Below are 13911 nucleotides of genomic sequence, written 5' to 3'. Positions count from 1 at the left end.
TCCCTGCTACTCGCTTTCAAGCACGCGCAGTTCGCCCGTCCGGGTGTCGTAGGTCAGGGTGAGCGTGCCCCCGTCCGGCCCGGCAAACACCCGCTCCGCGACGACCGGCTGGATCAGGAAACCGTCCACTTCTTCGCGGCGGCTCGCTTCCGTGCCCGCATAGGTCAGGCGCAGCGTGTGCGCGCCCGCGTCCAGGTGCACCGGTTCCGATCCGGCCCGGTCCAGCCACAAATAGCGGCGGTCCGGCGAGGTGTTCGACGGCACGACGAGCGGCTCCTCCCCGTCCAGGCTGATGCCGAGGGCGATTGCGCTGTCCGCACCGGACAGAATCTCCTCCGCGCCGCCAAATTCGTCAAGGTCGCCCAGGTCGTCCGCCAGGATCAGGTGCGCGAGATTGGCGGGCGTGTCGGGATCGGCCCCGGTCAGATCCAGGAACGAGTCGCCGCCTACACCGATACCCGCCTCCACGCCGAGCACCTTGCCACTGGCGGGATCGTCCACGCGTAGCGAGCGGAACGGCAGCCGCGCCTCGTAGGTGTAGCCTGCGCCGTCCGGCGCGGCCTGCCACGCCAGATCCGCGTTGGGCAGCCACGTCTGCGCGATCCAGTCCCACACCTGCGGGCCGTCGGGCGTCTGCGCCAGCGTAAACTTGGCGCTCAGCCGCGTACCGCGCCCGGTCGCGTCCAGGTAGCCCCAGAACGCGTCCTGCTGCCACACGCCCGGTCCCACCTGATCCTGCTCGAAGCGGGGATCGCGCACCTCGGCGGCGAGGTACAGCGCCTCGTCGTCCCACATGAAGCGGATCGTGAAGCTGTCCACGTCCGGCCCGCGCCACAGCCCCGCGCCGCGCAAAAACTGGCGGCCCGTGTTGGCAGCGAAGACGGGCGCGGCGTCCCATTCGTCCAGCGCGCCGTCCACCGTCACCGGACCGGGCGTGCGCAGCGCAGCGAGCGTCGTTTCTTCCACGGCGATGCCCTGGCGCTGGTGCGCGGCATAGATCCAGTAGTCGCCGGACCACGCCAGCTCGAACGGCACCTCCAGCGCGTCGCCTTCGCCCAGGCTGTAGTACCCGCCACTGCTGACCACCGCCTCGCCGGTCCACTCGCGCGTGCGGAAGTCCGGCGCGCCGCCCGCCACCTGGCCCGATTCCGCCTCCACGACCTTGTAGGGCCGCACGGACGTTTCGGTGTAGTCCATGTAACGCGCCGCAGCCGGATCGCCGCCCACGGTGAGCAGGGCCATCAGCGCCTCGATGGTCGATTCCGCCCCGGCGTTGAAGTTGACGCGCCACACCGTCGGCCCGTTGATGCCGTCGTAGCCGCGCCCCGTGTCGGGATCGTACATCGGCACGCCCGCCATGTTGTTGCCGAAGAACCACGACGCCGACAGCCCCGCGAACTGCGCGTACTGCGGATCGCCCGTCGCGCGGTAGAGCGTCATGAAGTCCTGCACCATCATGTTCGTGCCGTAGGCGATCTGGCCGAGACGGTTGGGCAGGATGCCGATCTCGCGAATGCGCTCGAAGGCCAGTTGGCGGACCAGGAACGTATCCGCGCTGCGCGCCGCCACATCGATCCAGTCCTGGCGACCGAGCGCGTCACCCGCCCCGGCCAGCGCCGCGATCATGTGGCTGCCCCAGGCGTGCCAGTAGCCCGGCGCGCTGGTCGTGACCGGGATCAGCCCGAAGGGATACGTCTGGCTGTCGCCCAGGCCGTACGCTGCGATGCCGCTGGCGACGTTTTCGATCAGCACCTGCGTGCCGGGATTCGGCGCGGCACGGTAGTACGCGGTCAGCGCCAGCAGCTCGACCGAGGCGACGTCCGTCGCGCCACCGGGGATCCACGAGGGGATCGCGTAGCCGTGCAGCATCGTCGTCGCGCCTTCTTCCACGATCATCTCGGCCAGCGCGGATTCGGTCAGCAGGTAGCTTTCTTGAAGCTCGGCGGCGTAGGCGGGATCGACCGCCGAGAACACGCGGTAGCCTTCGGCCAGCGCCCACAGCCCGCGCATCGCCCACCAGCCCAGCGACTTGTAGCTCGTGCCGCCCTCGGTGTTGATCGTGCCTTCCCGGTCGTAGACGAAGTTGTAAAACGCGCCGTCGTCGGTTTGCAGCGCCTGCACGAATTCCAGGCACAGCCGCGCCTCGTCCAGCGCGCGCGCATCCCCCGTGCGCTCGTAGTACCACAGGTAAACGATCGCTGCGCGAGCCACGTCGTCCACCGCCGCGATGCCCTCGCCCGCCGCATCGACCCATTCGTAGTCGGGCGTTTCGGAATAGATGTGCACCAGCGCCACGTCCCGGTCACCGAACGTCACCGGCTCGGTCAGGAAGCGCAGATGCTCCAGATTCACGATCCCGTCGCGCATCGCGCCGTCCTGCGCCTGTGCACGCTCCACCGGAGCACGTCCTTTCAACAGCAAGCCGCACCCGAATACAGCCACCAGCAGCAGACGCAGGAGTACCATGAAGCGACCGTTTGCCATCGCCCGTTACCCTTTCACCGCGCCGACCGTCAGGCCCTCGATGAAGTAGCGCTGCGCCACGAAAAACAGCGCCAGAATCGGCGCGGCCATCATGGTCGCCATCGCCATCATGTAGTGCCACTTGGGCGCTTCCTTCGACAGCGATTCCTGGAAGAACCGGATCGCCAGCACCAGCGGGAACATCTGCGTGGTGTTCAGGTAAATCAGCGGCGACTCGAAGTTGTTCCAGTTGCCCTGGAACGACAGCACGCCGATCGCCAGGAAGGCCGGTTTGACCAGCGGCAGCATGATGTAAAAGAAGATCTGGATCGGGTTGGCTCCGTCCACCGTGGCGGCGTCTTCCATATCGCGCGGGATGGTCATAAAAAACTGCCGCAGCAGGAAGATATAAGTCGGCCCCCACGCGAACCACGCGGGCACGGTCAGCGGATCGTAGGTGTTCAGCAGCCCCAGCTCGCGCCAGATCAGGAAGGCGGGCACGCGCGTCAGCGTCGGCGGGATCATCATCGTCGCCAGCATGATGAAAAAGATCACGTCGCGGCCCTTGAAGTAAAACCGCGCGAAGCCGTACGCCACCACTGCCGCGCTGAACATCTCCGCGAACATCGCCAGCACGGTGATGAACAGCGTGTTGCCGATGATGCGCCAGAACGTCAGCCCCGGCGCGATCGAGCCGAGCGAATTCCAGGCGTCCACGTAGTTGCTGAACTCGATCGGATCGGGAACCCACTTGGGCGGATAGACGAACAACTGCGACTCGGTTTTTAGCGAGGTCGAAATCATCCACAGCACCGGGATCAGGATGATCGCCGCGCCGACCAGCAGCAGGAAATAGATCAGCACCCGGGCGAGCAGGTCCATCCGGCGGCGGCGCTGCGCCAGCGGATCGATCATCGTCGCGTCGCGGTCGAGGGTTTGCGCACTGGTGCTCATGGCCTATGCGCCTCCTTCCTGGCGGCGTGCGCCTTCGTAGAACACCCACGCGCTCGACGAGCGGAAGATCAGCAGCGTCAGCAGGATCACCAGCACGGCCAGCATCCAGCCCAGCGCCGAGGCATAGCCCATGTGCCCGTAATTGAACGCCTCGTTATAAATGAACCAGTTCACGAACCAGCCGTCTTCGCGGTTGGTGGGGATGAATGCCTGCTGCGTGAAAACTGTCAGCGCGGCGATGGTGTTGGTCACGAGGTTGTAGAACAGCGCCGGGCTGAGCATAGGGATCGTGATGCGGCGGAACTTCACCCAGTTGCCCGCGCCGTCGATCGCTGCCGCTTCGTACAGTTCCTTGGGGATGTTCTTCAGCCCGGCCAGCAGGATCACCGTGTTCGCGCCGAAGATGCCCCACATGCCCATGATGATGAACGAGGGCAGCACCAGGCTGGCGTCGGTGAACCAGCCGAGCGGCTCTACGCCGAGCAGCGCATACAGCGGCTTCAGAAACCAGTTGATCAGGCCCCGGTTGGGCGCGAAGATCCAGAACCACAGCAGCGCCACCGCCGCCGCGGGCAGCACGGCGGGCACATAGTAGAGCGTGCGCCAGAAGCCCACCCCCTTGATATTCTGGTTGAGCAGCAGCGCGACCCCCAGCGCGCCTAACATCCCCAACGGCACGCTGATCACAGCGTAGCGCAGGGTCAGCCAGACTCCTTTCAGGAAATAGCCATCCGTCGCGCCGAGCACGTAATGCTTGCCCCGGAACGTAAATTGGGCCAGCTCGCGGTAGCGCACCGTTTCGGGCGTGTTGCCGCTCATCGTGCCCAGCACTTGAATCGGGCGCTCGCCCTCGTGCAGCTCCACCACCTTGATCGACAGCGCGCGCTTGTAGTTAAAGAGCTTGTCTTCCAAAGCTTTGGGACTGTCCCACAAAATGTTGTATTCGGTGAAGCTCAAGTAAAACGACAGCCCGATCGGAAACGCGGTAAAAATCACGAAGCCCACAATCCACGGCAGGATCAGCGAGAAGCCCGTCGCAGACTCCTGCTTCGCGCCCAGCGCGCGCAGCAGGCGGTACACGCCATACATTAAGATCGCCAGTCCAACCGCAACGCCCACATAGCGCAGAAGCGTGGGATAGTACGTTGCGAACGCGCCCGGGTCGCCCTTCATACGTCACCTCCCTGATCCCTGTTCGTGGTGTGAGACGAGCAGGAGCGGCTCGCACCGCTCCTGCTCACTGCTATGAGGAGCTGCTTTACTCGATGGGTAAGACGTCTTCGAGCAAGATGCGGGCGTCGGCAGCCAGGTTTTCAACGGAGTCTTCGCCGTGGAACAGCGGATCCTGGAAGTCTTCCCAGAAGATGGTGTCCCATTCGTCCTGCCGCGGGATGATGCGCAGCGCGCGCATATCGGGCACGGCGGCCAGAATCGCTTCGGCGTTCGCTTCCTTACGCGGTTCCGAAGCAACGAGGTGTTCGATGGTGGTTTGCGAGATGCGCGGCGACACGATCTTCCAGTTCTGGATCGCTTCGGTGAGCTGGACCAGCGCCTCGTAGGCCAGATCCGGGTTTTCGGTGTCGGCATTGATCACGGTCGCAGCGGTCCACGCGAAGGTGGTGTTGCCGCCGTTCACGTCCTGCGGCACGGGCGAAACACCCACGTTCAGGCCCTCGACGCGGTCCAGGTCGTCCGCCGCGCCGCCCATGAACATCGCCACGCGCCCGGCCTTGAACATTTCGGCGTTGCCTTCTTCAGCGATCACTTCTTCAGGAGCGCAGCACTCGGGGTTGTAGATCATGTCGGCGTAAAGCTGCGCGCCCGCGATCGCTTCCGGCGTGTCGATGGGCGAGGTTTGCAGGTCTTCGCTGACGACTTCGCCGCCCATCGACCAGATGAACATGTGGATCGGCGGCCAACTGTTGAGGATGAACCCGTAGTGTTCTTCGTTGGTCAGGTCGATGGCGGCCTGCTGGAACTGGTCCCAGGTCCACTCGGCGGTCGGGTAGTCCATGCCCATTTCATCGAAGATATCTTTGTTGTAGTAGAGCACGACCGGCTGCGCGATCCACGGCAGGCCGTAGATGCCATTGTTCAGCGCGACGATCTGCCACACACCGGGATAGTAGTCCGCAGGATCGGCAGCGCCGCGATCGTCGGCTTCCAGGTAGGAGTTGATGTCCAGCAGCACGTCCTGATAGGCCCAGGCCATGTGATTCTGGTCCAGCCAGAACAGGTCCGGGGCCGTGCCGCCCGCCAACTGCGTCTGAAGCTGGACGTAGTAGTCATCGGGCTTCGGCTCGTACACCAGCTCGAAGTCGGTCGCGGTGGCGTTGATCTCGTCTACAATCGCCTGGAATTCGGCGGCTTCGTCCACGCCCGCCCAGTTGGTCACGCGCAGGGTGACCTTGTCTTGAGCCAGGGCTTTCGTCCCGGCGGGGACCAGCGGCAGCAGAGCTGCCACCAGCAGCAGAAGAACAGCGGAGCGCAAATACTTGGTCATCTTATTTTCCTCTCCTGTGTGACCCTAAACTAGTTGAAAAAGTTCAACATGGAATAGCTGGCGAACTGACGGTAGGCACTGCCTCCCTTCCTGCCCGGTACGGAACTCCATACAGGTTATGCGAACGATCCGTTATTCGTCCGGGAATATCGGCTCATCGGTGGGCGAGCATCCGCACGACCGGCGAATGACCAGATCGACCCCGAGCCGGAGCTGAAACGGCGTAGCTGATCCCCGCTCGATCACGTCGATCAGGCGGCGAGCAGCCTGCACACCGGTCTCATACTTGTACATGCCGACGGTCGTCAGCGGCGGGTCGTAGAGCGGCCCCCACGCGACGTTGTCGAACCCAACCACCGCCACATCTTCCGGCACGCGCCACCCGCGCTCTTTGCACGCGCGGATCGCGCCGATCGCCGTCGCGTCGTTGACCGCCACCACACCCTGCACGTCCGGCTGCTCGTCCAGTACCCGCAGCATAGCGGCGTACCCGGTATTGACCGTCGTATCGGCCATGTAGGCCACGCGCGGCGACAGTCCGCTGGCGGCCAGCGCGCTCTCATACCCGGCGCGGCGCTCGCGGCTGCTGAACCAGTGCGCCGGGCCGGAGAGGAACACCAGCCGTTCCAGGCCGTGCTCGTCGATCAGGTGGCGGGTGATCTGCTGCGTGCCGTCCACGTTGTCGCACACCACCGCGTCGAGCTTGGTTTCGTTGAGCAGGTTATCGACCAGCACGATCGGCACGCCGCTGTTGTACAGGTCGATGATGAACGGAGCCTTCAGCGCCGGACCCACCAGGATGAGGCCGTCGGTGCGCTGCTCCGCGACCAGCGGCAGGCGGTCGCCGCTCGACATCATCTCGTCGTCTACGAAACGCGTGATGACGTGATAGCCGCGCGCCTGCGCCTCGAAGTCAATGCCCTGCGCGATCTGCACGTGGTAGCTGCCGATGGGCTGGGGGGTGTGCTTGTAGGTCAGCATGCCGATGTTGTACGTGCGGGAAGTCGCCAGGCTGCGCGCCGCCATGCTGGGCATGTAGCCCATTTCCCGCGCGAGGCTGAGGATCTGCTCGCGCGTCTCAGGGTTGACGCCCGCACGATCGTTGAGCGCGCGAGAAACGGTAGCGGTCGAAACTCCGGCACGGTCGGCGATGTCTTGCAGGCTCGGCTTCATGACACTTTTCCCTGGGCGGATGTGGCGCGATGTTGGATGCGGAGCGCCTGCCGTAACACCATTGCAAAGTTTTGAAATTTCATTGCAAGCGCTTACGTTAAGCATACGACCAATTTACATGCCCTGTCAAGCATCTTCATGGGGCAACATGACCGGTTCACGAGCAGTCTTTGGGCAAACTGCATCATGCGCCAGCATCAAAAAGAAGCGCTGTCCGAAAAAGAAATTCCCGATGTACAATATTAGAATGTGCGTTCTACTGCCAATGGGGGAACATCATGAAAGCCGATGAGGTTCGTCTGTTTTTTGACTATCACTTCGCCCTGAACCGAAAAGTGTGGGATCAAAGCATTTGTGCATTGACCGAGGAGCAGTTCGTGCAGGATCTTCCCTACTCGATCGGGTCGATCCGCAACCAGACGGTACACATGATGAGCGTAGACGAGCGCTGGTTCTCCGGGCTGCGCAATGTCCCCCGCCCCGAGTTTCTCGACCCGGCGGACTTTCCCGACCGGGCCGCTGTGCGCGCCTATTGGGATGGCGTCGAGGCGCAGATGCGCGAAACGTTACGCGATCTGACGGACGAACAGGTCGAGGCGGAATTTACGCCCGGCATGGCCACGTGGCAAATGGTGCTGCATCTGGTTAATCACGGCACGGATCACCGCGCGCAGATGCTGGCGATGCTGCACAAGATGGGCGCGCCCACCTTCGCACAGGATTACCTTCACTACCTGTTCGGGCGACTCTAATCCGCTCGACGGCCTGGATGCGCCGGAGGTGACATATCTGGCTGTCGCGTCGTTAAGTGAACGACGCCGTCCGCAGAAGACCGGAACATACCGGTTCCATCGCTAACACTCACCGGAGGACAACGCATGATGTTATCCTCCCGGTGCTTGTAGCCCCTCTTTAGAAAAGATACACTAGAAGTAAGATCGGTATGGAGGGCAGTATGAAGCGACAGATCGTCGTTTACAAGGACGAGCCAAGCGGCAAGATCATCGCAGATGTGCCTTCGCTGGGCATCTCTACATACGGCAGCACCGTCGACCAGGCCATTGACAATGCGCGGGATGCGATCAAGCTTCTCGTAGAGTCGTTGGAAGCGCGCGGCCTTGAAGTCCCGCCGGAACGTGCACCGATGCAGGTTGTCACCCTCGACGCCGAAGTGTAACGTTGCCCAAAATCCCCATCATCACGGCCCGCAAGTGCGTTAAAGTATTAAAGTGAGCAGGCTTTAAGCTGGAACGGCAATCAGCATCTGGCCATGCGATCTACGTGAATGAAGCGGGCCGAACAGTGGTCGTCCCTATGCATCCCGGAGACATCCCTGCACCGACCATGAAAAGCATCATCGAGCAAACCGGGATGACCGTCGACGAGTTTATTGCCTACTTGTAGGCTGCGGCGTCACCGCAGCCGCTCTCCCTGAATTTTCCGTCACCGCCCCCAGAGCGCCTGAAGGACGAAGCGCGCATTGGCGGGATTTTCGCCCACGCGCCGCACGGTATAGGCCCACCACGCCGTGCCAAACGGCACGTATACGCGGACGATGTGCCCTTCCTGCGCCAGACGGCGCTGAAGCGGCTCGCGCACGCCCAACAGCATTTCGATCTCGTACTGGTCCGGTGTCCAGCCGTTCGCGCGGATCACAGGTTTGAGCGCGTCGAGGATGCGGTCGTCGTGCGTGGCGAAGATCGGATACGCGCCCGCGGCTTTGAGGTCCGGTTCCAGCGCGCGCCGCGCAATGCGCTCGTACGCCGCGTCGATATCGGATTTCTGCGTGTAGGCGATATCCTTGCCCGCGACAAACGCGCCCTTCACCAGCCGGATGCGCGCGCCCTGGCTTGCCAACCGCTCGAAGTCCTGTTCGGTGCGGTAGAGGTAAGCTTGCAGCGTGATCGCCACCTGCGCCCCGGCCTCGCGCAGCGTTTCGTACAGCGCAATGGTGCGCTCCACGTATGACGCATCTTCCATATCGACCATGATGAACCAGATGCCGGGATGCTGCTGCAGCGCCTCCGCGATGCGCAGCGCGTTGGCACGGCCCAGCTCATCCGAGATTGTGTACCCGATCTGCGTAGGATCGATGGAGAAAAAGGCGGGCGGCTCGGCCTGATCGAACACGGCCAGCGCGTCGAGGATCTCGCGCACGTTGCGCTCAACCAGCTCCGGCGTATCGACGTATTCACCGAGGTAGTACGGCGAGCTGTGCAGGCCCTTATGCGCCAGCACCCGCACGGTGTCGAGCGCTTCCACGCGGCTTCCGCCGCCGACGTAGCGCCGCGAGAGGCGGTGCGTAAGGGGATTGCCTTGCATGACGCGGCTGAGCAAGCTGCTGCGCGCAGCGCGGATCATCGCCTGCTGCCACAGGCGCGACTTCAGTCCAATGCCCGATTCGCTCATGTGCTGCTCCTATTTCCCCTGTTCGTACGCCGCAACTGGTCCGGTACCGGAAATGCAAACACGGCGCTGGAAACGTGCCGCAGCGCCGTGTCAGGTTTTAATAGTGGAGCGACAGCTTACTCGGTGATCTCAATCGCGCCAGATGCGCAGCTATCAGCGGCGTCACGAACATCGTCCTCGTACTCGGCGGGAACGGGGTTCACGAGCACGACCGCATAGCCCTCATCACCCATCTCGAACACATTCGGGGCCAGGTCGGAGCACAGCTCGCAGGCCGAGCAAACGTTGGAATCGACGGTCACTTCCATGGGAATAGCTCCTCATTCATCATTTATGCTTGAAAGCGCCTTTCTCAAGGCTGTCTCCATAGTAGAGAGCGAGGAGCGAACCGTCAAGGTGACAGGTTTCACGTGTTCTGCGCCAAATGTCAGTCTTTGTCACGTCCCGTCTATTCTTTTGCTCATGCCGCCACGTGATCGGACGCCACATGCGACAGCGCCATGACCGTCGCCTGGCAGTTGGCCCATAGATTCGACGGGAATACGCTGGCGTCCACCACGAACAGGTTATCGACGCCGTGCACGCGGAACGACGTATCCACCACACCCTTCGACGGGTCCTCGCAGATCACGTTGCCGCCCTGCGGGTGCGCCGAACCGAGCAGCAGATCGTCCGCGTGCTGCACCTGCTCATCGATCAGGTGGATGTCGCTAGGATTGGTCAGCTCGATAAAGCGGTACGTGGACGGCAGCACGGAAAGCGCGCCCGCCGCGAAGAAGATCCCGGCCAGCGTGCCCACGCCCTTTTTGATGCGGTCCAAGTCGCGCTTGCTGAACGACAGATCGATCTTGGTGCGACCCTTGCGGTCGATAGTGATGCGTCCCGTCGGATCGGTGCCGACCATCACGCCCGCCTGCGTGAAGCGCGTATACCGGTGCATGCGGTCGTAGTGCGCGGCGAACCACCCGCCCAGTGTGATCGAAAACGCGCCGGGCGGCGAAAAGAACGTCTCCACCACGCATTCCTCGCTCACATCCGCGACGCAGGTCAGCCCGATCTTGTCGTAGGCGTCCACTTCACCCGGCATCTCCGCCGTGACCATCACCCCGCCCAACGCGTGAAAGTGACGGCCCACGTTGCCGCGCTGTGTGATGTCGCTGCGCAGCAGCAGGTCCGATGAGCCGATCGCGCCCGCGCACATCACGACGCGATCCGCCGCCACGGTTTCCGTCACGCCCAGGCGGTGATAGCTCACCTCCGCGATGGTCGATCCGCGCCGTGTCAGTCGCACGTCGCGGCACTGGTCGATCACCTCCGCGCCGTGCGACTCCGCCCACGGGATGAATGTCACCAGCATCGAGGTTTTGCGGTTGTAGCGGCAGCCGTAGTTGCACCACCCGCACCCGATGCACTCGTCGCGGTTGTGCGCCAGCAGCCGCGCCGGGATGCCCAGCGCCTCGCAGCCGCGCAGAAAGACGCTCGTGCCGTTGTTCGCCAGCGCCATCGGGATCTGGCTGACGCGCAGCTTCGATTCCAGGTCCGTGTAAGCCGCTTCGATGCGCGCCCGGTCGAGATCCGCACCGCGTGCCTTCCAATCCGGCAGCAGGCGGTCGAGATCGGCGCGCAGCCAGATCGCGTTGTTGACCACGGTCGAGCCGCCCACCGTGCAGCCCTGCATGATCGCCAGATCCAGGTCGGCGGTGGTTTGCAGCCCGCCGTTTTTATACACGCGCGGCAGCATTTCCATCTCGTTGTGCTCGAAGGTGGCCGGATCTTCGCGCTTGCCGCGTTCCAGCACCAGCACGCTCATGCCCTTGCTCGACAGGCGGTACGCCATCACCGCCCCCGCTGCCCCGGAACCAACGATCACTGCGTCGTAGCGTTTCATGGGACCTCCTCCGGCTCGGCGGGAACGGATGGGACGGGATAGGCGTGCAGCGACTGGTCGATGCCCTGCGTGCGCTCGCGGTCGTCGAAGTCCACGTAGCCCAGATCGGTGCGCACATCCGGTGCGGTGTAGTAGGTAAACGTCGAAAGCAGCTTGAGCGTGCGCGACACGTCGCGGAACAGCCCGCGCGACCAGATCACCTTGCGGATAATGCGCCGCCGCTCGTGCGTGCCCAGGTCGCTAAACGGGTACGGGCGCAGCACCAGGAACGGCGTCAGCCACTCGATCAGGAACATCACTTGTTTGATGTCGTCCTTGACCGGGGAATCCACCTCGGCCAGCAGGTGATCCGTGCGGATCGCCACGTCGATCGGGCTGAGCTTGAGGTCGTCGGCGTCGAGCATCGCGTCCGCGATCTGGATCATCGTTTCGAACTGGCGCATGGTGAAGTAGCGCGGGATGAAGCGCGAGCGCGTGCCCTCTCGCCGCAGAATCCAGCACGCGGCGGCGAACATGCCGATCAGCACGCCCGCCACGATCGACAGCCACGCCCCGCGCCAGATGCCCAACGCTAGCCACCCTAACGCGGCCAGCGCCATGATGCGCAGCGACATGTCGAGCACGGCGCGGTTCTGGCGGATGCCGCCGCTGCCCAGCCCCAGCAGCAGCCCGCTGCCGAACGTCGCGCAGGTCAACAGCCCGCCCCAAAAGTCGTGCGCCTCGAACCACGACGGCTTGAGCGCCACGCCCACGCCTAAGATCATCAGCAGCACGGCCACGCCATTGCCCAGGTCAGCCAGAAAAGTCTCGGTTACGTTCAGGTCAAAACGCCGCATCGGGACGATCATACCGGCAGCCTCCGTGTTTTCTTGGGATCGGTCGCGCGGGTCAAGAGGCCCTCCAACAGCCGCACGATCGCCTGCATCACCTTAAAGAAGCCCTGATAGCGCCCCACCTGCGGGAAGCGCGGGTCGGATTCGGTGGCCGCCGCGCGCGACATGAAGCGCCCGAACCAGTAAAATTCTTCGATGACATTGAAGCCGATTACCACGATCGGGCGCACGTTGTCCCACGGATACCACGGCGTCATGTTGCCCACGCGCGTGATGTGAATCGTGCCCCAGCGGTGCATGGCTTCTTGCAGCACGTAGTTCTGGCCCGGATCGATCTGCATCTTTTCGCCCGCGACCCAGTCCAGCGCGAAGCAGTTCTCCGAGGCGAAGATCGTATGCGTCTCGTTCGGATACGGATCGCGCACGTGGCCGGTCAGGCCGTCGCCGCTGATCCAGGCGTCCATGAAGCCGAAGTGCGCGGGCATCTTTTCGTTGATCAGCGCCGTGGCGTGGAAAAACTCGATGTTGCGCCCGCCGCGCCCCCGCCCGTGATAGACCTTCATCTTGTCCCACATAGGCAGGCAGCCGTACACGCATTTGAGCGAGGCGGTATAAAAACACTGCCAGTGCGTCTTGTTTTTGGCGAACGAGATGCGGTAGTCCGCTTCCAGCCACGCCCGGCCCGCCGGATGCACGCCGAGCATGCCGCCGTAGTCGAGCGGCACGGTGTCGTCGTTCAGATCCACGATGTCGTACCCGTCACCGGAATAACCGCACATCTCCGCGACGGCCTGCACCGTGCGCCCGGTGTACGAGTAGTTGTAGACGTTTTGCGTCTCGACCACGGTGAAGCGCGAAAAGCCCTCCGCGCGCAGCAGCCGGATCAGGTCTTCCACCAGCGCCGGGTCGGTGTAGACCGGGGAATTCTCCTCGTGCTTTGAGGCGGTCATGATGTTGGGCTTGATGGCGATGCGGAACTCGGCCTGGGGTTTGCCGGTCGCGCGCCAGCGATCGAGCACGTGGTTGATGAAGCCGGACTGCTCGACCGCGCGGTGGAACGTCTCGAACTTCTCCGTGCCGGAAATGACGTACACGGTCGCGTCACGGGAATAGACGGGATGGGACAGGGAACTCCCCATAAAGAGCCTCCTTCACACGGGGATGCCAGAGCATATGGCAGCCGCGCGGACAGTAACCGGACGGGGGGAGGGTTCAGGTATTTATCCCAAGCAGGGGCGGACGGATGGATAGGCTGTACGTGGAGGTACGAACGAGTCCATGCAGCGGCGGGTGCGCGTCCGGGGCACGGTGCGAGATCGAAGAAGCACCCATAGTCGGCTTAAGCCGGGCGTCATAACCAGATAAGCAGAAGTATATGACAAAAATGCAAGGTTGGGAATGCGGTCAAACGCGGGGCGTAGGGGCAATACACGAAATGCCCCGTATGTACTGGGCCGGATGTGCGTAGGGGTAGGGCTTGCCCTACCCGGCTTTTCTCCCCTCTCCAACTTGATTGGAGACGGGCTGGGGGTGAGGTCGTGTTAAATAACCACCCTCAGCACGTCTGGCGCACGATCAGGCGCGCGCTGAGTACGGTCACGCCGCGCGTGCGCCGCCCGGCGATCACGCTCAGAAGCTGGCGCGCCGCGCGCCGCCCCTGCTCGCCGACGTCGGCGGCGACGGTCGTC

13 protein-coding genes are annotated in these 13911 nt (G+C 63.4%); 3 read left to right on the top strand and 10 right to left on the bottom strand.

All coding sequences use genetic code 11. The annotated features are described in order from the left end of the window. Positions 1–6: 6 nt before the first annotated feature. From V7116_RS12055 to V7116_RS12035, 5 genes are all read right to left on the bottom strand, one after another. Complete coding sequence (locus tag V7116_RS12055; protein WP_324392179.1) at positions 7–2484, bottom strand: sugar-binding protein; 2478 nt, start codon at positions 2482–2484, stop codon at positions 7–9. Between the two features lie 6 nt (positions 2485–2490). Next, positions 2491–3417: a carbohydrate ABC transporter permease gene (locus V7116_RS12050; RefSeq protein WP_324392178.1), complete on the bottom strand. Its 927-nt coding sequence runs from the start codon at positions 3415–3417 to the stop codon at positions 2491–2493. A gap of 3 nt (positions 3418–3420) precedes the next feature. After that, positions 3421–4590 (bottom strand): carbohydrate ABC transporter permease, encoded by a 1170-nt coding sequence (locus V7116_RS12045; protein WP_324392177.1) that lies wholly within the window; start codon positions 4588–4590, stop codon positions 3421–3423. Positions 4591–4675: 85 nt separating this feature from the next. Then, entirely contained in the window at positions 4676–5920 is a 1245-nt protein-coding gene (locus tag V7116_RS12040) for an ABC transporter substrate-binding protein (protein ID WP_324392176.1), read from the bottom strand. A 132-nt stretch (positions 5921–6052) separates the two neighbouring features. Further along, entirely contained in the window at positions 6053–7093 is a 1041-nt protein-coding gene (locus V7116_RS12035) for a LacI family DNA-binding transcriptional regulator (RefSeq protein WP_324392175.1), read from the bottom strand. A 278-nt stretch (positions 7094–7371) separates the two neighbouring features. On the opposite strand from V7116_RS12035, the gene V7116_RS12030 reads away from it, so the two are divergent. The 3 genes from V7116_RS12030 (at position 7372) to V7116_RS25805 (ending at position 8497) form a co-directional block, all read left to right on the top strand. Next, positions 7372–7845 carry a DinB family protein gene (locus V7116_RS12030; RefSeq protein WP_324392174.1) on the top strand — a complete coding sequence of 158 codons (474 nt, stop codon included), beginning with the start codon at positions 7372–7374 and terminating at the stop codon, positions 7843–7845. A 203-nt stretch (positions 7846–8048) separates the two neighbouring features. Further along, complete coding sequence (locus V7116_RS12025; RefSeq protein WP_324392173.1) at positions 8049–8270, top strand: type II toxin-antitoxin system HicB family antitoxin; 222 nt, start codon at positions 8049–8051, stop codon at positions 8268–8270. A gap of 68 nt (positions 8271–8338) precedes the next feature. Continuing rightward, complete coding sequence (locus V7116_RS25805) at positions 8339–8497, top strand: type II toxin-antitoxin system HicA family toxin (RefSeq protein WP_442891845.1); 159 nt, start codon at positions 8339–8341, stop codon at positions 8495–8497. Between the two features lie 39 nt (positions 8498–8536). On the opposite strand, the gene V7116_RS12020 is transcribed toward V7116_RS25805, so the two are convergent. From V7116_RS12020 to V7116_RS12000, 5 genes are all read right to left on the bottom strand, one after another. Then, positions 8537–9502: a proline dehydrogenase family protein gene (locus V7116_RS12020; RefSeq protein ID WP_324392172.1), complete on the bottom strand. Its 966-nt coding sequence runs from the start codon at positions 9500–9502 to the stop codon at positions 8537–8539. A 116-nt stretch (positions 9503–9618) separates the two neighbouring features. Continuing rightward, a complete protein-coding gene (locus tag V7116_RS12015) occupies positions 9619–9810 on the bottom strand; it encodes a ferredoxin (protein WP_324392171.1) in 192 nt (63 codons plus the stop codon). Between the two features lie 152 nt (positions 9811–9962). Beyond that, entirely contained in the window at positions 9963–11390 is a 1428-nt protein-coding gene (locus V7116_RS12010) for a GMC family oxidoreductase (protein ID WP_324392170.1), read from the bottom strand. Then, entirely contained in the window at positions 11387–12238 is an 852-nt protein-coding gene (locus tag V7116_RS12005) for a hypothetical protein (RefSeq protein WP_324392169.1), read from the bottom strand. Before V7116_RS12005 ends, V7116_RS12010 begins: the two co-directional genes overlap by 4 nt. Then, entirely contained in the window at positions 12235–13362 is a 1128-nt protein-coding gene (locus tag V7116_RS12000) for a DUF362 domain-containing protein (protein WP_324392168.1), read from the bottom strand. Before V7116_RS12000 ends, V7116_RS12005 begins: the two co-directional genes overlap by 4 nt. Between the last annotated feature and the right edge of the window lie 549 nt (positions 13363–13911).

The sequence above is a fragment of the Aggregatilinea sp. genome, assembly GCF_036822615.1.
Classification (GTDB): Bacteria; Chloroflexota; Anaerolineae; order Aggregatilineales; family Aggregatilineaceae; genus Aggregatilinea.
The sequence above is the reverse complement of the archived record's forward strand: the minus strand, read 5'-3'. Positions and strand labels throughout refer to the sequence as shown.